Consider the following 18,727-nt stretch of genomic DNA (forward strand, 5'->3'; position numbering starts at 1 on the left):
GATGAACGGAACCGAACTCAGCTCTGCGATCGCGAAGTGCCTGGTCGTCTTCCCCGAGCACGCCGACGAGCTCGGCGACCTGGACCAGGCGCTCGGCGACGGCGACCTGGGCATCACGGTGTCGCTCGGCGCCAAGGCCGCCCGCGAGGCGCTCGCGCTGCTCCCGGACACGGCGACGCCGACCGAGGTCGTGCTCGCCTGCGCCAAGGCCTTCGCCAACGCGAACCCGTCGACGATGGCCGCGCTCGTCGCGGGCGCGCTGCTCGCCGGCTCCCGGGTCTGGGGCGACGCGGCCACCATCGACTCCGACGACGTCAGTGCCTTCGCGCTCGCGGCCGCCGAGTCGATCAGCCAGCGGGGCAAGTCGCAGGTGGGCGACAAGACGATCCTCGACGCGATGTTCCCCGCGGCCGAGGCGCTGCGCACGTCGGAGCCCGGCCCCGCCGCCCTCGACGCGGCGATCGCGGCCGCCGAGCAGGGCGTGATCAGCTCGAAGGAGCTGCAGTCCCGCCGCGGCCGTGCGTCGTGGCTGCAGGACCGCAGCATCGGCCTGCAGGACCCCGGAGCCACCGCCTACCTGCGGTTCCTCCAGTCCTGGAAGGCCGCCAATTCCGACCAGGGGGCGGAGCTCCCCGCGGAGACGACCTCCGACACAGAGATGAAGGTGCACTGAGATGGCGAGAATCGGATTCCTCGGACTGGGGACCATGGGACGCGGCATGGCGGACAACCTCGTGAAGGCGGGGCACGACGTGACCGTCTGGAACCGCAGCGCGGTCCCCGAGGTCGCGGGAGCGGCGACGGCCGGGTCCGTCGCCGACGCGGCGGAGGGCGCGGACTTCGTCCTCTCCTGCTTCGCCGACGACACGGCCGTGCGCGAGGTCGTGCTCGCCGAGGGCGGGCTCGCCGGCCTCGTCGATCCGTCGACGATCGTCGTCGACCTGTCCACGATCAGCCCCGAGGGCAGCGACGAGGAGCGCGCGGCGTTCGACGCCCGCGGCGTCCGCTTCCTGGACGCCCCGGTGTTCGGCTCGAAGGGCGAGGCCGCGGCGGGCGGGCTCTGGGTCGTCGTGGGAGGCGACGCCGAGGTCTTCGCCGAGGCGCGGCCCGTGCTCGAGGCGATCAGCGAGACCGTCCACCACATCGGCCCCGGCGGCTCCGGTGCGCGGATGAAGCTGGTCGGCAACCTGATCGTCGCGTCGCAGCTGCTCGCGCTCGGCCAGGCGCTCACCCTCGCCGAGAAGGGCGGGCTCGACCTGCACAAGGTGCTGGAGGTGCTCGCCGTCACCGACTTCAAGTCGCCGATCTTCGACGGCGTCGGTCCCTCCGTCCTCGCCGGCGACTACTCGCCGTCCTTCGCCCTCGCGCTGATGCAGAAGGACGCGGGGCTGATCCAGGCCTACGCGGACAGCGTCGGTGCGCCCGTCCCCGGCGTCGCGACGGCCCGCCACTACATCGACGAGGCGATGGCCGCCGGCTTCGGCGGGGAGAACGCCTCGGCGCTGATCAAGGCGATCGCCGCGGAGGCCGACGTCGACCTGACCCGGCGCTGACCCTCCGCCCCGGGGTGCCCCTGCCCGGCCGTGACGGCCGCCGCAGGGGCTCCCCCGGCACCCTCCCCGTCCCGGCCGCGCCGCGTGCTTCACTGGAGGGATGACCACGCGTGACGACCACATCGCCGACTTCGCCGAGTTCCTGACCGCCTCCCCCTCCTCGTACCACGCGGCCGCCGAGGCGGCACGGCGCCTCGAGGAAGCCGAATTCACGGGGCTGGACGAGACGCAGGCGTGGCCCGCGGAGCCCGGCCGGTACTACGTCGTCCGCGACGGCGCGATCATCGCCTGGCACCTGCCCGAGGGCTCCGGGGCGACCACGCCCTTCCGCATCCTGGGCGCCCACACCGACTCCCCCGGCTTCATGCTCAAGCCCCGGCCGACGATCGGCTCGAAGGGCTGGCTGCAGGCCGGCGTCGAGATCTACGGCGGCCCGCTGCTCAACTCCTGGCTCGACCGCGAGCTCGAGCTGGCCGGGCGCGTGGTCACCCGCGACGGCTCGACGCGCCTGCTCCGGACCGGCCCGCTGGTGCGCATCCCGCAGCTCGCGATCCACCTCGACCGCACGGCGAACGAGGGCCTCACCCTCGACCGCCAGAAGCACACCGTCCCCGTGTTCGGCGTCGGCGACGCCTCCGAGGTCGACCTGCTCCAGCTGCTCGCCGCGCACGCCGGGCTCGACGAGGCCTCCGACATCGCCGGCTACGACCTGCTCACCGCCGACACGCAGGAGCCGCGCCGCTTCGGCCTCGACGAGATGTTCCTCGCCGCCGGGCGGATGGACGATCTCAGCTCCGTGCACGCCGGCCTCGTCGCGCTCCTCGCGGCGAGCGCCGATCCCGCGGCGCCGCCCGCGCACATCAGCGTGCTCGCCGCCTTCGACCACGAGGAGCTCGGCTCGGCGAGCCGGTCCGGAGCGAGCGGGCCGTTCCTCGAGGACGTCCTCTCGCGCATCGGCACGGCCCTCGGCGCCGGCGTCGACGAGCGCGCCCGGGCGATCGCCGCCTCCTGGTGCCTCTCGGCCGATGCGGGCCACTCCGTGCACCCCAACTACTCCGAGAAGCACGACCCGGCGAACCAGCCGGTCGCCGGGAAGGGGCCGCTGCTCAAGATCAACGCGACGCAGCGCTACGCGACGGATGCGCGCGGTGCGGCGCTGTGGGCGGGCGTCTGCGAGCGCGCCGGGGTCGGGTACCAGGAGTTCGTCTCGAACAACTCGGTGCCGTGCGGCTCCACGATCGGCCCGCTGACCGCGACCCGGCTCGGCATCTCCACGGTCGACGTGGGAGTGCCGCTGCTCTCGATGCACTCGGCGCGCGAGCTCGCCCACGTGGACGACCTGGTCGGCCTGACCGCAGCGATCGAGGCGTTCTTCACTCCCTGAGCCGGGTCCGGGGCGACCGGGGCCCGTGGCCCCGCGCAGCCTGTGGGCGGACCCTGCGACTCCGCGCAACCGCCAGGCGGGCCCCGCGGCTCCGCTCAGTCGCCGGGCGGCCGCCGGCGCTGCTGCTTCGTCTCGGAGCGCTGCTGCTTCGCGGCGAGCCGCCGGCGGGTGGAGCCGCGCGTGGGCCGGGTCGGGCGCCGCGGGGCGGAGGGCGGCGCGAGGGCCGCGGTGATGATCCCGCGGAGCATCTCGAGGGCCGTCTCGCGGTTGCGCAGCTGCGAGCGCTCCTGCGCCACCGTGACGGTGACCGCTCCGGAGACGAGCCGCCGCCCGAGGCGCTCGAGCAGACGCGAGCGCTGCTCGTCCGAGAGGGCCGTCGACTCCTCGACGCTCCAGGTGAGCTGCACGCGGCTGTCGGAGGTGTTCACGTGCTGCCCGCCGGGCCCGGAGGAGCGCGAGAACCGCCACTGCAGCTCCGATGCGGGGACGACGAGCCCCGGCCGCACCTCGAGATCCATGCGGCAAGCCTGGCACGCGCCCGCCTCCGAGCGGGAGCGCCGGCGATCCGCTCCCGGGTGCGGTGTCCTCTTCCGGACGTGTCCGCTACAGGCTCTTGTCCCCGCCGTGGTCACGTCCGGACACTGGAGAGGTGCCCGGGCGGGCGCATCGGCCGACTCCTCACTGCCACCCGAAGGCGTCGAGGGGTCGGCCGCACGGCTCGGTCCCGCGGGAGCTCAATCGCGCGGCACCGTCTCGGCGAGGTCGATCTCGCCGTCGTCCAGCGCTCCCGGTTCGAGCGCCTCCGGATCATCGAGCACCGGCTCTCCGGCACCGGCGTCGCCGTCGCGGGTGCGCGAGTCCGCCGCCCACGCCGTGCCGAGCGCGAAGAGCGTCGCCACTCCGTAGTGCTCCATCGCGGCGGCCACGCGGCGGCGGCCGGTCCGCGGATTCATGCCGAGCCGGTGCGACGCGGTCTCGAGCGTGACGCCCTGGCGCATCAGCCGGAGCAGCGGCAGCCAGCTCTGGTCGACGGCGCCGATCGGAGCGGCCTGCCGCCACAGGACCTCGAAGTACGACTCGACCAGCCCGGCCAGCGCCGCATGGCGCACGCCGAGCACGCTGGTCGGCTTCGTCTCGCCCCGCTCGAACGGGACGGCGAGGTGGTCGCCGTCGACCCAGAACCAGCTCGGCGGACTCTCGAGGAGCCGGTACTCGACGCCCGCCGCCTGGTACGCCTCCACCCGCGCGAGCACCCGCGGGTCGCGCGCGCCGGCGGCCGGCATGATGACGCGCACCCGGTCCTTCGCGGCGAGCGCGTGCCCGAAGCGGATCGCCCGCTCCGTCGGCGGGTCGAGGAACCGCTCCACGTTCGGGAGCACCGCCACGAGGGAGCCGGAGTCGCGGCGCACCAGGTCGAACCAGAGATCCTCGGACGCGTGCGGCCCGTGACGGAGGAGGGTCGGCACCGGATCCGACGTGTCCTCACCGACCCGCCAGGCGCCGAGCAGCATCGGCAGGCCCGCGACGACGCGCTCGATCCCGTCCAGGGACTCCCTGCCCGCCCGCCGCGCCGACTCCGTGTGCCGGGCGATGGCCGCGGCCGCCCACTCCATCGGTGCCGGGAAGTCGAGCTGCTCGCCCTCGCCGCCCATGAGCCCCCGGCCGCGGAGCCGCTCGATCGCCGCAGCGACCTCGGCCTCGTCGATGTGGGTCAGCTCCGCCGCGTCGGCCAGCGTCGCCGGCCGTCCCCGCAGCAGCGCAGCCAGGAGTCCGTCGTCGTCCATGCGTCTCCTTCGCCGTGGGCCGTCACCCGAGGGTGCCGTCTCCGCGGTCGAGGAGCAAGGGACGCGCGGCGGACGGCGGGGAGCGGCCAGGCGGGGGCGGGGGATGAACTCGTGACGAGCACGGACCTCGGCTCACCTGAGGACTTCCAGCGGAGACCTTCTTCTTCGCTCTCGATCGCGATCTTTCGCAGTGGCGCCTCGTCACCGGGAAGGCGGTGGTCACTGCGGACGTCCGGGATCGATCAGGAGCGCGGTACTGCGGTCACTCGGACAGCAACGGGATCGAGCGGCCCAGGCGCCTGCCGTACTCGGCGATGGCGCGGCCGACGGGGAGCCGCTCGGCCTCGTAGCGCTCGAGTGCCTCGTCGACCGGGTGCCGCGCGAGGGAGGCGGCGAGGGCCAGCGCGTCGCCCGCCGCCTTGGCCGCGCCCATGGCCGTGTGCGGCCGCACCGTCACGGCGGCGTCACCGAGGAGGGCGACCCGGCCGCGGACCGTCCGCGGCGGGACGTAGTCGACGATCGCCTGCAGGAAGGGCTGCGGCTCGGCGAGGACGGAGGCCGCGAAGGGCGGCGGCAGGCGGTCGACCGCGTCCTCCTCGAGCCGACGGCGGAGATCGTGGGCGAGATCGCCGGGCGCGAGGGACACGCTCTCCGGCGGACGGCCGGACGCCGTCATCACTCCGCGGAGGGCCTCCTCCGAGAGGGGCCGGTACCAGACCCAGTTGTAGCGCCGTCGGCCGGGCTCCACCTCGCCGGCTGGTCCGGGGACGAGGTAGCCGAGCATGTGCTCGCCGGGCGCGGTGTAGAAGGCGAAGAGTCCGAGCAGAGTCGCCGCGGCCCCGGCGGGGAGCGCCGACTCCGGGATCAGCCCGCGCCAGGTCGAGTAGCCGGCGTAGCGGTTCCCCGGCGCCTCGGGCGCGACCGCCGCGCGCATGACGGATCCGAGGCCGTCGGCTCCGATGACGACGTCGAACTCCAGGCCGCTCCCGTCGCGCAGCTCGACGACGACCGGGTCCGTCCCGGTCGAGGGGCGCACCTCGGCGACGGCGTGACCGAGGAGGTAGCGGTCGGCGGGGATCCGCGAGCGGAGCGTGTCGTAGAGGTGGTCCCACGACACCTGCGTCTGCGGGGAGGGGTCGCGGCTGATCACGCGCCCGGAGCGGTCGAGGGTGATCCGCTCGTGCGCGACGACGCCGACCCGCGCCTCGTCGTCGCGGCCTATCGCGTGCAGGAGGTCGATCAGGTCCTGCTGGGCCACCAGCCCGGCTCCCCGCCGCGACAGGCCCGTCGCCGACCGCTCGAGGACCGTCACGCGGTGCCCGTCGCGGACGAGCAGGGCCGCGGCGAACAGTCCGCCGATCGAGCCGCCGACGATCCCGACGTCGAGCGGGCGCACCGCTCCTCCTGCTGCCATGAACGCGACCGTACCGGCGAGCGCGCGACGCCCGTTCCTACAGACGGCGGAACAGCGCGGCCTCAGGACGCATCAGCCCGGAGATCCGGAGAACCTTGGACAGCCGTGCCTCGCGAACTCAGCGACCATCACTGCACAGCTCTCTCACCTAGACGGGTCAGAAGGGTCTTCGCATGGGCATTCATCGGTTCGGGTGAATCCGGCTCGTAGCGGAAGAGTGCGGTTCCCGACCGATCTGCAAACGCGAAAGCAGACCTGGTGAAGCCGGACCTGGAAACAATGACTGGTTTTTTCTGATCGATCATCGATGCGCCGCACAGATCTCGCACCGCGGGTTCGGAAATCGGTCGCGTCTGATACTTCACCTGCACGATGAGATCGACGGACTCGATATCGATCCCTCCGTCCCTGGATCCGCGTCCCAACCGGGCACGTGCAACGCCTTGGCGGATCAGCCAGCGCCAGACCTCCCGCTCAGCCTCTCTCCAAGGCCGGTCCTGGTTCGTGGATGCTGCCAGACTCCGCGGATATCCGTAGTTGCCGCCGGGTCCTGAGTCCGGACCGCGGTGCCAGACCGGTCCATCCGACCTCGGCGGGGTCGTGGGTTCGACCAACGAGCGGAAGGCCAGTTTCTCCCCAGCGGACATGATCAAGAGCTTGGGCGGTTGCGGAACAACCTCGGCAGATCGCTCCTTCTCGCGGTGACGCTCCCCGAGGTGACTCCTCGCCTCGGAATCCGACATCCCCACGAAACTGAGCGGAGGCGGACCTTGACGCACCGGTTGCCGGAGCAACGACAGCGCCACGAGTCGACTGTTCGTCTTCCAGGACGCGACCGCCGCTTCTACCAGTACCCTCGCGCCGAGTTTCCGATGCGCGGCACGATCGCGAGGGGCGAGCTGTGACCAGAGTTCTTGAGCGGTCGACTGGATCTCAGCCCTGACGGCCTGCTCACTGGTGAGCCGCACCAGCGACGATCCGAGAGCCTCCACCCGCGCAAGAGCCTCACCCAGCTGCAGCTCGCGTCCCACGCCACGACTCTAGTGAGAGCAGCCGTCCCCAGGCGATCAGTATCGAACAAGCGGTCGAAGACGCCCGTGCGCCCACCGCATCCTTCGCGGGCAGGAAGCAGCGAGCGCGAGAGTGTCGGCGGACGGCTCGTTCGAGACGGTGACGAAGAGGGAGAGACCTCGGCGGTTCTCGCGTGCGCCGTTCAAGCGTTCTCCGCCCTCAAGGGGGTGCTCCGAATGTCTCTGCTGACACCTGTGTCCTGGCTGATCATCGCCGCGAACGATCGGGAACACCAGAGCGCCCGCGAACACGCCGACAAAGATCCCGTACGCCGTATCGCCGGCCCCCTCAAGTGCGGTCGTCCGCCCGGAGCGACCGGATCATTCCGCGGAGCAGGCGCGCCGCCGCCTGCCGCTCCTCCTCCGCGAGCCCCTCCAGCATCCGCAGCTCCACCCCGCGGACGGCGGCGGACGCCTCGGCCAGGCTCCGGCGTCCGCGCTCGGTGAGCCTGGCGGGGAGCGCCTTGCCGACCGGAGCCGCGTCGGGGCGGGTGACGACGCCGTCGCGCTCCAGAGTCTGCAGCAGGACGTTCATCGACTGCCGGGTGACGAAGGCGCCCCGCGCGAGCTCCGAGTTCGAGAGGCCCGGCCGCTGGGCGAGGAGCTCGAGGCAGGAGTAGTGGGTGACCGTCATCCCGAGCGGGCGCAGCACGGCCTCCATCGCCGCGCGCAGCGCGCTCGACGCCTCCTTGAGCAGGTAGCCGAGCGAGGTCTCGAGGTCGATGCCGTCTTGACTCATGTCAGTATTCTGACATACGCTCTGGTGTGTCAGAAAGCTGACACAACCGAGGAGGAACCCCATGCCCGTCACCGGCCCCGACTTCGTCTCGCTCCAGGTCCGCGACCTCGCGGCGTCCCAGGCGTTCTACGAGCAGTACCTCGGCCTGGTCCGCTCGCCCGCCGGCCCGCCGCACGCCGTCGTCTTCACGACGACACCGATCGCCTTCGCCCTGCGCGACCTCGCGCCCGGCACCGACCTCGACTCCGCCTCCCGCCCCGGGGTGGGCGCCGCGATCTGGCTCCACGCGACCGGCGTGCAGGAGATCCACGACGCGCTCGTCGCCGACGGGCACCCCGTCGTCGCGGCTCCGATCGACGGCCCGTTCGGGCGCACCTTCACCCTCGCCGACCCGGACGGGTACCACGTCACCCTGCACGACCGCGCCTGAGCGGGACGGTGCGGACCGCGCCTGAGCTGAGCGGGGCAGAGCGGACGGGACGGGGCCGAGCGCCTCAGCCCATCGCGCGCAGCTGAGCCGCGAAGAGATGCAGCGAGCGGTCGACCTCGGGCAGCGCCGGCGTCCGGTTGAGGTGCCCGTGTGGCATGCCGGCGGCCAGGTGCCCGGTCACGGCGACGCCCGCCTCCGCGAGCTGGCGCAGGAGCAGCTCCGCCGACCCCCGCAGCTCGTCGTACTCGTTCACGACAACCGTGACCGGAGGCAGACCCGCCAGCGGCGCGGAGCCGGGCAGCGCCTCGACGGGGAGGTCGGAGATCCGCCCGAGGTAGGTGCGCACCATGCCCTCGATGCTCGACGGAGGGAAGCGGAGGACCGGCGGCAGCTCGCGCAGCTCGACCGCGATCGCGTCGTCGACGGCGGGGTTGGGGAAGTGGGCGAAGGGGTAGGCCAGGAGCACGTGCTCCGGCAGCCGCGCACCGGCGTCGCGCTCGCGGAGGACCGCGCCGAGGGCCAGGGCCGCTCCCGCGCTCGCGCCGCCGATCGCGACGGGCGTGGATCCGGACTCCTCGGAGCGGAGGTGCCGCCAGGCGGCGTGCACGTCGTCCAGCGGCACGGGGTAGCGGACGTCGGGGCCGGCGAGCCGGTAGTCGACGGAGACGACCCGGGCCCGCGCCCGGTGGGCGAGCTCCGCCGCGACGACGTGCGACTCGCGCATGTCGACGCTCCCGGCGGCGAATCCTCCTCCGTGCACCCAGAGCAGAGCGCGTTCGGGCGCGGCGGGCGAGTACACGCGCAGCGGGACCGGTCCGTGCGGGCCGGACGCCGTCTCCGTGACGACGTCGATCCCCTCGGGCGGCGACCAGGGCCCCGGATCCTCCTCGAACGCGGCCATGCGGGCGGCCTGCTCGGCGTCGAGCGGATACGCGAGGCCGGCCAGGAGGGGCAGCCGAGCGGCGAGGTACGGATCGAACGGCATCGGCGCCTCCTGCGGGGTCGGGGTCGCGGACCACGCTAGCCCGGCCGCGGTCCTCGAGCGGCGCCTGCTCAGCCGCGTCTCTGCAGGAGCAGCACGCCGTCCACGAGCACGGCGGCCGTGCCGTCGGGAGCGGTCACGGCGCGCTCCCGCGTCTCGACGAGCTCCGCTGTCCATTCGGCGGGGTCGAGGGCCAGCTCGGCGAGCTCCTCCTCGGGGCCGACGAGGTGCATCGCTCCGTGGCGGTGGTCGTCGCCGCTCGCCCACGGCGGGGGCGCGGCGTGCGAGACGACGGCGAGGCGGCCGCCGGGAGCGACGACGGAGGCCGCCCGCCGCAGCACGTCGATCCGCGGGAACTCGGCCATCGAGTGCAGGAAGCTCGCCGTCACCAGGTCGAACTCCCCCACGACCGGCCAGTCCTCGGCGAGGTCGGCCTGCACGAAGTCCACGTCGGCGCCCCGCTCGGCCGCGGCCGCGCGCGCCCGGCCCAGCGCCGTCTCGGAGAGGTCGAGCCCGGTGACGCGCCAGCCGAGCGACGCCAGCCACAGCGCATCCGCCCCCTCGCCGGCGCCGAGGTCGAGGGCGCGGCCCGGCGGCAGCGAGCCGACCAGCCCGACCAGCGTCGCGTTCGGGCGGCCCGACCAGATCCGATCGGAGTCGGCGTAGCGCGCCTCCCACTGCTCGCGTGCGGTGCTCATGCTGCTCCTCGTCCCCGGGCGCAGGGGCACCCGCGTCGAGGATGCCGCGCCGCCGCTCCGGCCGCCAGCGTTCGTGCCGAAGCGGCACGGGCACCCGTCCCCGCGGACGACACGGCCGGACGGAGCCGCGGCGCCGCGCGGACCCGCCGGACGCACTTCCCCGACACGCCCTGCGCCGATTAGCGTCGGTGCATGGCCCTCCGACTCGAAGAGATCATCGTCGACTGCACCGACTTCCGGACCCTCGGGCACTGGTGGCAGGAGGCGCTCGGCTGGGACGTCGTCGACGAGGACGAGGACGGCATCGAGCTGCTCGCCCCGTCGGGCCGCGGGCCGAGCCTGCTCTTCCTCGACGTACCCGAGCGCAAGACCGTGAAGAACCGCCTGCACCTGGATTTCGTGCCGGACGACCAGGAGGCGGAGGTCGCGCGGCTGGTCGGCCTGGGGGCGACGCGGTCCGACGTCGGGCAGGGCGAGCAGTCCTGGGTCGTGCTCGCCGACCCGGAGGGCAACGAGTTCTGCATCCTCTCGGCGCGGGAGTGAGAGCGCTTCCACTTTCCAGGACGGTTGTCGGGAAAGCGCTTCCATGCGCATGCATCGAAAAAGATTCTGAAATGTCAAGGGTAGAACGATCGTTCTCGACTCCCTAGCATCGCCTCCGACGCGTTTCCGACCGGGAGCGCGCGGAGCCGAGGAGTCACCGTGACCACCTACGACAGACCCGTCGCCGCCGTCGGCATGACGCAGTCGCAGCAGCAGGGCGAGCTGCTCGCCGGCCGCGCCCTCGAGAACCGCGCCCTCGGCCTCTACGCGTACGCCTACCGACTCACGCTGTCGGACTCCGCGGCGAACGCCGCCCTCCGCCACGCCGCGGTCACCGTCCGCAGCGGACGGCCGCAGGGACTCGACGACACGGGCGCCCTCGATCTGATGCGCTCCGAGGTCGGGCGCGCGAGCGTGCAGCGCGGCGGCTCCGTGATGGAGCGCGCCGAGCAGGCCCCGCCGGCGATCCGCGAGGACGACCTGCTGCGCTCGGGCTTCCACCGCCGCCTGCACGCCCTGCCGACGCTCGAGCGCCAGGCCTGGCTGCTCCGGCACACCGGCGGCCACGACGTCGACGCGATCGCGGCGATGCTGCAGGAGCCGGCGGAGCGCATCCGCTCGGCCCTCGCCTCGGCCGCCCGCACGCTGGTCGAGGGCGAGCTGGCCGAGAGCGAGTCCGCGGAGTAGCGCGGCACGAGGTGCCCGAGAGACGCCGGGTCCAGCCGGCGGCGCCCCTCAGGCGTCTGGGACCCGGCCGCGACTCGGCGCGACCGGGAGGACGGGGTCAGTCGAGGTAGTCGATGTCGTCCCACGGCTGGTGGACGTCACCGGTGTCGCGGTCGTCGTCCGGCACCTCGAGCTCCTCGAAGATCACCGGAACACCTGTCGAGATCAGGACGCTGACCTGGCGGTTGCCCACGATCACGAAGTCGACGAGGCCTCCTCCGGCCTGCGTCGCCTCGGTCGCCGACCGCTTCAGCTCGGCGACGTCGGTCCCCTGGGACAGCCCGTAGGTCTTGCCCTCGACGGTGACGGTGGTGCGGATCATGTGGCGCTGCTGCTCCTCGGCTCGATGGGTTCAGCGTACGAATCGCGACAGAGCGCTGCCAGGCCTTGCGGTGGAGGCCCGCGGCTGCCACGGGTGAAGGGGCCGGCTGAGGCGAGCGGCGTCCGGAGCCGCGGCCGGAAGCAGCGGGCCGGGCCGCTCGGGCGGGTCCGCCGCTCCTGACCTCGGTTCCGGACACCGGGCGGCGGAGTCAACCGGGCGCGCTCCACGGAGCTCCCGCCGTAGCGTGGAACCTGTCCGCACGTTCCGCATCCAGCGACAAGGAGGATCCGATGACCGAGAAGAACACTCCCGAGGACCCGCAGACCACCGACCCCGAGCACGTCGACCCCGAGACTGCCACCGACCCCGAGGGCGACCCGGTCGAGAACCCGTCGGGCTGACGCCCGCACCGGAACGGCCCGCGGCCACCGGGACACCGCTGAGAAGGCGGAGTCCCGGGGGTCGCGGGCCGTTCCCGTGTCCGGCGCCGCCATACTGACGGAGTGCAGGCCGAGGACGACGAGCGCAGGGATCTCGAGCGGATCCTGTCGGCCCGACCCCGCGACGACGGCGCCGACCGGGACGAGCGGCGCGAGGCGCTGCGACGGCTCGGCGAATTGGAGGCGGAGGACGCGCCTCCCGGAGTGACGCGGTCCGGCGCTCAGACCGGCGCCGCGCCGTCCGGAGCGCAGCCGGGCGCGGCGCATCCCGGGACGGCGACCGACTCGCGTGCCCCCCTGCCGGCGGCCGCACTCCCGCTGTCGGCGACCGTCGGCTCCGAGACTGCGGAGTCGCCCGCCGAGCACCCCGACGGGCCGGCCCCGCGGACGCCGCACCCGCGCCGCCGCCGCCTCGTGCTCGCCGCCGCGATCGTCGGCGGAGCCGCGGTCGGCGCGATCGTCCCCACCGCGCTCCTCCTCCCTCCGCCCGCGGACCCCGTCGCCCCGCCGACCGCCTCCGCGGATCCCGCCGACCGCTTCGCCGCGCTCGTCGAGGGCTGGGAGCCGACCACCGACGTCCCGCCGGGCCTCGCCCTGCTCGCCGGAGAGGCCGTCGTCTACGGCTCCGGGTTCGACACCGCCGAGAACGACCGTCTGCTGATCACCGAGCCGAACGGCACCACGGTGTGCCTCGCCGTGCAGCGCCCGGACGCGTCCTTCTTCGCCGGCTGCACCGGCTCGGAGGCGTTCTTCGCCGGGGAGCCGCTCCGGGTCAGCGGCACGACGCTCCGCAGCGGCGCCCCGGTGTACACGCAGATCCTGCTCCGCCCGGACGGGACGATCGAGGGCGGCTACCAGCTGGTGCCGGAGTCGCCGCAGCCCGAGGCGGCGGACCCCGGAACGGTGGAGTCCGGAACGGTGGAGTCCGGGTCACCGGACCCCGCGACCAGCGAGCCCTGAACCGCCGAGGCCGCGACCAGCGAGCCGCTAGGCGCGCGTCGCCTCCGCCGCGTCCGCGATCACCTCGGCCGCGGACGCCGTCCGCTCCCACACCGCGCGCTGCCGCTCGGCGCCCGTGCCCCGCGCCAGGACCCGCTCGACGCCGCACGCCGCGACCTCCTCGTCGCCCGACTCCGCCAGCGCCCGACCCGCGTGGTCGAGCAGGCGCGCCAGTACCGCGGAGGCGGGGGCCGGGCAGCCGTCGACCGGATCGATCAGGTCGCCGGTCGTGCCGTGGCGGCTCGCCAGCCAGGAGGAGACGGCGATCACCGGAGTCGGCAGCGGCACGGGCGGGACACCGGCGCCCGCGTCGCGCACGGCCGTCTCGGCGAGCGCCCGGATCAGGACGGCGATCAGCGCCGAGTCCTCGGCGTGCAACGGGACGTCGGCGATGCGCACCTCGACGGTCGGGTGCGCACGGGAGAGACGGGCGTCGAAGTAGAGCATGCCCTCGTCCAGCAGCACGCCGCAGGAGGTGAGGGAGGCGACGACGCTCCGGTACTGCTCGAGGTCGCCCCAGATCCCGACCGGGCCGGCGGTGGGCCAGCGCCCCCAGGACTGGTAGCGCCAGCTGGCGAAGCCGGTGTCGACGCCGGCGCTCAGCGGGGAGTTGGTGCTCAGGGCGAGGAGGGCGGGCAGCCAGCCGCGCAGCCGGTCGAGGACCGCGATCCCCTCCTCCGGCGACCCGATCCCGGCATGGACGTGCAGGCCGCAGGTGAACTGCTCGCGGGCGACGAGGCCGAAGCGCTCGGCCATCCGGTCGTAGCGCTCGTCGGCCGAGAGGTGCGGCTCGAACGCGGCGGGGCTGGTCGCGACCGCGACGGCGCGGGCGCCGACCTCGCGGGCGGAGTCGTCGGCCAGGCGGCGACCCTCGCGCAGTCCGGCCAGCAGCGCGTCGTGCGTGCGGGCGGGCGAGCCGACCGCCTCGATCTGCTCCGCCTTGAGCTCGGCGGCCAGGGCGACCGCCGCGGAGCCGCGGACGGAGCCGAGCAGCAGCGGCGCCGCGGGCGTCGGGAGGAACGTGCCGGCGTCGACGAGGAGGTACTCCTCCTCCACCCCGAAGGTGCGGGCGCTCATCGGAGCGCCTTCCGCTCGAGTCCCCCGCCGCAGCCCACCCGGTCATCCCACCGTGCCGGGCGCCCGCCGGGCAACCGTCCTCGGCCGATGTTCAGCGTCGGGACGCCCGCGACGCCGGTCCGCGGGCGGGCTGTCAAGGCCGGGTGCAGCGGGGCGCGGAGCGGCAGGATCGGAGCACACCCAGAACCGGAGGTCCCCGTGCCCGACAGCACTCCCGAGCAGGCCGAGTACGACGTCGCCGTCATCGGCGCAGGACCCGCGGGGACGGCCGCCGCCCTCCGCGCCGCTGAGCTGGGAGCGCGCGTCGTCGTGCTCGAGGCCGCGCGCGTCGGCGGCACCTGCGTCAACACCGGCTGCGTGCCCACCCGCGTCCTCGCGAAGACGGCGCGGATGATGCGCGAGACCCGCTCCGCCGGCGACTACGGGATCGAGATCGGCACTCCCGTCCTCGACTGGGCCGCGACCGTGCGCCACGTGCACGAGCGCGTCGACCTGGTGCGCTCGATCAAGCGCGAGGCGCAGCGGTTCGAGGAGGCGGGGGTCGACCTGATCCACGAGGGCCGCGCCCGCTTCGTCGACGAGAGCACCCTCGTGCTCGACAGCGGGCGGCGGATCCGCGCGCGCTCGATCATGGTCTGCGTCGGCGGGCACTCGCGGCGGCTGCCGATCCCGGGCGCCGAGCTCGCGACCGTGCCGGAGGACGTGCTCGGGCTGACCGAGCTGCCGCGCCGCGTCGCCGTGATCGGCGGCGGCAACACGGGCGCCCAGCTCGTCACCGTCTTCAACGCCTTCGGCTCGGAGGTGACGCTCCTCGACGTCGCCCCGCGGATCCTGATGACCTCCGACTCCAGCATCTCCGAGCACGTCGGCGCCGCCTTCGAGCGCCAGGGCGTCCGCGTCCGCACCGGGATCGAGACGGTGTCGGGCATCGAGCGGCAGGACGACGGCTCGCTCGCGATCGCGTGGCGCGAGGGCGGCGAGGACCGGACGGTCGAGGTCGACGTGGTGATCATGGCCACCGGCTGGCCCGCCGACGTCGAGGACCTCGGACTCGAGAACGCGGGCATCGAGGTCGTCCGCTCGGCGATCCCCGCCGATCAGTACTTCCGCACGGTGGTGCCGCACATCTTCGCGGTCGGCGACGCGAACGGGCGCGACATGCTCGTGCAGGCGGCGCAGTTCGAGGCGGAGGCCGCCGCCGAGAACGCGGTGCTCGGCGCGAACCGGCGCACGCCTCAGTTCCTCCTGCCCGCGGGCGGATTCACGGACCCGGACTACGCGGGCGTCGGCTTCACGCAGGAGCAGGCCCGCGAGCGCGACCCGCAGTGCGTCGTCGCCTCGGTGCCGTTCTCCAATGTGGACCGCGCCGTCATCGACGACCGCGAGAACGGGTTCCTCACGCTGATCGCCGACCGGCGCCGCGAGCTGCTGCTCGGCGCGCACGCGGTCGGCGAGAACGCGATCGAGGTCGTGCAGTCGGTGACCACGGCGATGGCGGCCGGAGTCGACCTCGCGACCCTCGCGAACGTCCGCTTCGCCTACCCCACCTACAGCGCGGTGATCGGGATGGCGGCGCGCGCCCTGCTGGCCGAGCCGGCGCGCCCGACCGAGCTGGACTGACGCGCTACCCGATCCTCGGAGGCGGCGCCAGCCCCGAACCGGCGGCCCGCCGCCTCCGAACCACTGGAGACGGGCACTCCGCCCGTCCCGCCGAGAGGAACCCCTGTGCCGATCCCCGCTGTCGACTACAACCACGTCCGACTCACCGTCCGCGACATCGCCGTCTCGCGCCCCTTCTACGACTCCGTCTTCGGCTTCGACGTCGCCTTCGAGGCGCCGCCGGCCGACGCGTCGCCGGAGGAGAAGGAGCAGCTGGCGTTCGTGTTCGGCGGGGTGATCTACCAGTTCCCGGGCGGACTGCTCGGCCTGCGCCCCGTCGCGCCCGGCGACGACCGCTTCGACGAGGACCGGGTCGGACTCGACCACGTCAGCTTCACCGTCCCCGACCTCGACGCGCTGAAGGCCGCCGCGGCCGTGCTCGACGACCTCGGTATCGCCCACGAGCCGATCAAGGACGCCGGCGGCATGAGCCTCCTCGAGTTCCGCGACCCCGACAACATCGCGCTCGAGATCACGTCCCCGAGCTGATCGGAGCAGCGCGCGTACGATCGGGCGGGTCTCACCAGGCCTCCACGCCGATCGCGTAGCGCTCGTCTCGAGATCCCCCACGCTCGGACGGGCGGGTCTCGAGACGCCGTTGCGCGGCTGCTCGACCAGCAAGGGTCTCCGCCGTGCTGATCGAGTAGCGCGAACATTGCGCGTCTCGGGATCCCCGCGAACCCACGGAGCGCGGACTACGGACGACGTCGACGGTACGGAGTCGTCGTCGACACCCGGACGAGGCCCGCGCGCTCCAGGATGGGCCGCGAGTACTCGGTCGAGTCGCTGTGCACGAGGGTCTTCCCGAGGGCTCGAGCGGAGGCGGCGCGGGCGGCCGTGACCAGGCCGTAGAGCCCGCGTCCGCGGTACTCCGGCAGCGTCGCTCCGCCCCAGATGCCGGCGAAGGCGGTGCCCGGGACGGGCTCGAGCCGGCCGCCGGACGCCATCCGCCCGTCGACCTCGGCGACCCACAGCTCCATGCCGTCGCCGCGCGCCAGGCGGGCGACGAGCGAGTCGGCGATCGACACGTCGATCTCCTCCTCGAAGGCGGCGTCGATCATGGCGCTGAACGCGCGGACGTCCGGCTCGTCGACGACCCGCCGCAGCACGACCCCCTCCGGGACCGGCCGGTCCGAGAGCAGCGCCTCGACCGGGCCGATCATGATCGACTCGGCCTCGTCCGGCGCGAAGCCGTTCGCGACGAGCGCGTCGTGCAGGCCGGGGGCCTCGTCGTGGCCGCGGGTCTTCCACTCGACGCGGGTGATGCCGGGATCGGCGTCGAAGTGCGCGCAGGCCGCGGCGACCAGGCGGGCGATCTCCGCGGAGGAGGCGCCGGCGAGGTCGCGGTAGGTGACGAAGCCGCGTCCGCCGGCGAAGGTCACCAGACGCAGAGGCCCCTCGCGCGTCACGGAGACGGCGCTCGGGGTCTCGGCGTCGGAGCGGAGCTGGTCGTCGTAGGCGCGGAGGTAGTCGGAGCTCATCGCCCCGACGCTACCCCCGGACCCGGGCGATCAGGTCCTGGATGAAGGGGATGACGTCCTTCGCCTGGTCGACGCTGGCGAATCCGGTCGCGACGAGCGGCCAGATCGAGCCGATGAGCGTCGCGATGACGGCGGCCACTGCGGCGACCCAGGCGAGGGCCGCGTTGCGGGAGAGGAACGCGACGGCGAGGCAGGCCAGGCCGACCGCGTAGCTGAGGGCGATCGAGAGGACGATCGCGCCGACCGGGACGTCGAGCGCCCCGGCCGTGGTGCCGTCGGCCGCGCCGATCAGCCCGAGGACGGGCAGCAGCACGGCGACGACGACCACGAACGAGAGCACGACGCCCGTGCCGAGCGCGATCCAGGCCGCACGCGGCTTGCGTCGCGCACCGTACGAGCGGGTGCGCACGGGACTACTCCCGACCGGCGGCGGACGACGCGCGGTCGTCCTCGGAGCGGTGGGCGTCGTCGGAAGCGGCGTCGCGATCGGCCGCGGCCTCGTCGCGCTCGACGTGCTCGGACTCCTCCGCCGGAGCGACCTCGACGGTCGCGGTGCGGGGGTCGCCGTCGTCGTCCACCGGCTCGACCTGGACGCGGACCACGAACTCCGCGGTCTCGACGACGGCCGGGGCCGCGTGCGTCTCGACGCGGGGGTCGTCCTCGTCGCGCTCGGCGGCGCGCTCGTCGTCGGCCGTCTTCTGGGCGGCTGCGCGCTCGTCGCGCTCGTCGGCCGCGCGGTCCATCGCGTCCGCGGCGTCGTCGGCGGCGTCCGCCAGGCGTCCGCGGGCGGAGTCGACGGCACCGGAGACGGCGTCGCGGGCGTTCCCGGCGGCCTCCTTGGCGGAGTCGCGGGCGTCGGACGCGGCGCGCTTGGCGGTGTCGACGAGCGGCTCCTTGTCCTCCTCCGGCTTCTCGATCGGGTCGAACGGGCCGTGGACGTCGGTCGCCTCGACGTTGACGACGACGTGGCCGCCGGCGACCGGCTCCGCCACGCGCTGCACCTGATCGCGCACGGCGTCCAGGACCTCGCGGACGGGGTGGGGGTACTCGACGACGAGGTCGATGTCGACGGTGGTGACGCCGTCGGCCTTCGAGACCGTGACTCCAGGGACGGTGCTGGTGCCCAGCACGCGGCGGGAGGCGCGGTCGAGGCCGCGGGCGACGGCTCCACCGAGGTGGTGGACGCCGGACACGCGCTGGGCGCTCTCGCCGGCGGCGGTCGCGACCCGGCTCTCGGTCGACTCGGGCTCGGACGGCTTCCCGTCGCGGCGGGCGGACTCGCGCCGGCTCTGCTCGTTCGGGGTCGGCTGCTCATCGGTTCGGATGCGCTCGACGGTGCCGGGCTCCATCGGATCGGACATGGGGTGCTCCTTCAGAAAGACTTCCATCCCGCCTGAGCGGGGCTCTCCGGCCCTCCCGATCGGGA

General features: G+C 73.9%; 21 protein-coding genes. 9 read left to right on the forward strand and 12 right to left on the reverse strand.

Annotation, left to right across the window (positions count from 1 at the left end; translation table 11 throughout):
* Position 1: 1 nt before the first annotated feature.
* The 3 genes from C5C49_RS05810 (at position 2) to C5C49_RS05820 (ending at position 2,937) form a co-directional block, all read left to right on the forward strand.
* A complete protein-coding gene (locus tag C5C49_RS05810) occupies positions 2-673 on the forward strand; it encodes a DAK2 domain-containing protein (RefSeq protein ID WP_104345665.1) in 672 nt (223 codons plus the stop codon).
* Between the two features lies 1 nt (position 674).
* Positions 675-1,553: an NAD(P)-dependent oxidoreductase gene (locus C5C49_RS05815; protein ID WP_104345666.1), complete on the forward strand. Its 879-nt coding sequence runs from the start codon at positions 675-677 to the stop codon at positions 1,551-1,553.
* A 100-nt stretch (positions 1,554-1,653) separates the two neighbouring features.
* Complete coding sequence (locus C5C49_RS05820; RefSeq protein ID WP_104345667.1) at positions 1,654-2,937, forward strand: M18 family aminopeptidase; 1,284 nt, start codon at positions 1,654-1,656, stop codon at positions 2,935-2,937.
* A gap of 95 nt (positions 2,938-3,032) precedes the next feature.
* On the opposite strand, the gene arfB is transcribed toward C5C49_RS05820, so the two are convergent.
* From arfB to C5C49_RS05845, 5 genes are all read right to left on the reverse strand, one after another.
* Positions 3,033-3,455, reverse strand: a complete 423-nt coding sequence (gene arfB, locus C5C49_RS05825) for an alternative ribosome rescue aminoacyl-tRNA hydrolase ArfB (protein WP_104257473.1) — start codon at positions 3,453-3,455, stop codon at positions 3,033-3,035.
* 216 nt (positions 3,456-3,671) lie between these two features.
* Positions 3,672-4,721, reverse strand: a complete 1,050-nt coding sequence (locus C5C49_RS05830; protein WP_104232915.1) for a hypothetical protein — start codon at positions 4,719-4,721, stop codon at positions 3,672-3,674.
* Positions 4,722-4,983: 262 nt separating this feature from the next.
* Complete coding sequence (locus tag C5C49_RS05835) at positions 4,984-6,135, reverse strand: FAD-dependent monooxygenase (RefSeq protein ID WP_219814573.1); 1,152 nt, start codon at positions 6,133-6,135, stop codon at positions 4,984-4,986.
* Between the two features lie 128 nt (positions 6,136-6,263).
* Positions 6,264-7,166 carry a restriction endonuclease gene (locus C5C49_RS05840; protein ID WP_146084855.1) on the reverse strand — a complete coding sequence of 301 codons (903 nt, stop codon included), beginning with the start codon at positions 7,164-7,166 and terminating at the stop codon, positions 6,264-6,266.
* A gap of 328 nt (positions 7,167-7,494) precedes the next feature.
* A complete protein-coding gene (locus C5C49_RS05845; RefSeq protein ID WP_104257475.1) occupies positions 7,495-7,944 on the reverse strand; it encodes a MarR family winged helix-turn-helix transcriptional regulator in 450 nt (149 codons plus the stop codon).
* 61 nt (positions 7,945-8,005) lie between these two features.
* Here C5C49_RS05845 and C5C49_RS05850 point away from each other — a divergent pair, with 61 nt between their 5' ends.
* Positions 8,006-8,374 carry a VOC family protein gene (locus C5C49_RS05850; protein WP_104250485.1) on the forward strand — a complete coding sequence of 123 codons (369 nt, stop codon included), beginning with the start codon at positions 8,006-8,008 and terminating at the stop codon, positions 8,372-8,374.
* A 64-nt stretch (positions 8,375-8,438) separates the two neighbouring features.
* On the opposite strand, the gene C5C49_RS05855 is transcribed toward C5C49_RS05850, so the two are convergent.
* Positions 8,439-9,359 (reverse strand): alpha/beta hydrolase fold domain-containing protein, encoded by a 921-nt coding sequence (locus C5C49_RS05855; RefSeq protein ID WP_104345670.1) that lies wholly within the window; start codon positions 9,357-9,359, stop codon positions 8,439-8,441.
* Between the two features lie 68 nt (positions 9,360-9,427).
* Positions 9,428-10,054 carry a class I SAM-dependent methyltransferase gene (locus tag C5C49_RS05860; RefSeq protein WP_104345671.1) on the reverse strand — a complete coding sequence of 209 codons (627 nt, stop codon included), beginning with the start codon at positions 10,052-10,054 and terminating at the stop codon, positions 9,428-9,430.
* Positions 10,055-10,246: 192 nt separating this feature from the next.
* On the opposite strand from C5C49_RS05860, the gene C5C49_RS05865 reads away from it, so the two are divergent.
* Positions 10,247-10,597: a VOC family protein gene (locus tag C5C49_RS05865; RefSeq protein ID WP_104224051.1), complete on the forward strand. Its 351-nt coding sequence runs from the start codon at positions 10,247-10,249 to the stop codon at positions 10,595-10,597.
* Positions 10,598-10,756: 159 nt separating this feature from the next.
* Complete coding sequence (locus tag C5C49_RS05870) at positions 10,757-11,284, forward strand: hypothetical protein (RefSeq protein ID WP_104345672.1); 528 nt, start codon at positions 10,757-10,759, stop codon at positions 11,282-11,284.
* Between the two features lie 97 nt (positions 11,285-11,381).
* Here C5C49_RS05870 and C5C49_RS05875 read toward each other — a convergent pair whose 3' ends face one another.
* Entirely contained in the window at positions 11,382-11,645 is a 264-nt protein-coding gene (locus tag C5C49_RS05875) for a hypothetical protein (protein ID WP_104255218.1), read from the reverse strand.
* 503 nt (positions 11,646-12,148) lie between these two features.
* Here C5C49_RS05875 and C5C49_RS05880 point away from each other — a divergent pair.
* Complete coding sequence (locus tag C5C49_RS05880; protein WP_104345673.1) at positions 12,149-13,045, forward strand: hypothetical protein; 897 nt, start codon at positions 12,149-12,151, stop codon at positions 13,043-13,045.
* 27 nt (positions 13,046-13,072) lie between these two features.
* Here the strand turns inward: C5C49_RS05880 and C5C49_RS05885 are convergent, their stop codons facing one another.
* Complete coding sequence (locus C5C49_RS05885; protein WP_104345674.1) at positions 13,073-14,161, reverse strand: glutamate--cysteine ligase; 1,089 nt, start codon at positions 14,159-14,161, stop codon at positions 13,073-13,075.
* A 198-nt stretch (positions 14,162-14,359) separates the two neighbouring features.
* Here C5C49_RS05885 and C5C49_RS05890 point away from each other — a divergent pair, with 198 nt between their 5' ends.
* Positions 14,360-15,781 carry an NAD(P)/FAD-dependent oxidoreductase gene (locus C5C49_RS05890; RefSeq protein WP_258068396.1) on the forward strand — a complete coding sequence of 474 codons (1,422 nt, stop codon included), beginning with the start codon at positions 14,360-14,362 and terminating at the stop codon, positions 15,779-15,781.
* Positions 15,782-15,886: 105 nt separating this feature from the next.
* Positions 15,887-16,309 (forward strand): VOC family protein, encoded by a 423-nt coding sequence (locus C5C49_RS05895; RefSeq protein ID WP_104223996.1) that lies wholly within the window; start codon positions 15,887-15,889, stop codon positions 16,307-16,309.
* Between the two features lie 206 nt (positions 16,310-16,515).
* On the opposite strand, the gene C5C49_RS05900 is transcribed toward C5C49_RS05895, so the two are convergent.
* The 3 genes from C5C49_RS05900 to C5C49_RS05910 are packed head-to-tail and all read right to left on the reverse strand — an operon-like array spanning position 16,516 to position 18,662.
* Positions 16,516-17,301 (reverse strand): GNAT family N-acetyltransferase, encoded by a 786-nt coding sequence (locus tag C5C49_RS05900; RefSeq protein ID WP_104345676.1) that lies wholly within the window; start codon positions 17,299-17,301, stop codon positions 16,516-16,518.
* A 10-nt stretch (positions 17,302-17,311) separates the two neighbouring features.
* On the reverse strand, positions 17,312-17,710 hold the full coding sequence (locus tag C5C49_RS05905) for a hypothetical protein (protein WP_104345677.1): 399 nt from the start codon (positions 17,708-17,710) through the stop codon (positions 17,312-17,314).
* Positions 17,711-17,714: 4 nt separating this feature from the next.
* Complete coding sequence (locus tag C5C49_RS05910; protein ID WP_181135717.1) at positions 17,715-18,662, reverse strand: Asp23/Gls24 family envelope stress response protein; 948 nt, start codon at positions 18,660-18,662, stop codon at positions 17,715-17,717.
* Positions 18,663-18,727: the final 65 nt, after the last annotated feature.

This window comes from Rathayibacter sp. AY1E2 (genome assembly GCF_002932325.1).
Taxonomy (GTDB): Bacteria; Actinomycetota; Actinomycetes; order Actinomycetales; family Microbacteriaceae; genus Rathayibacter.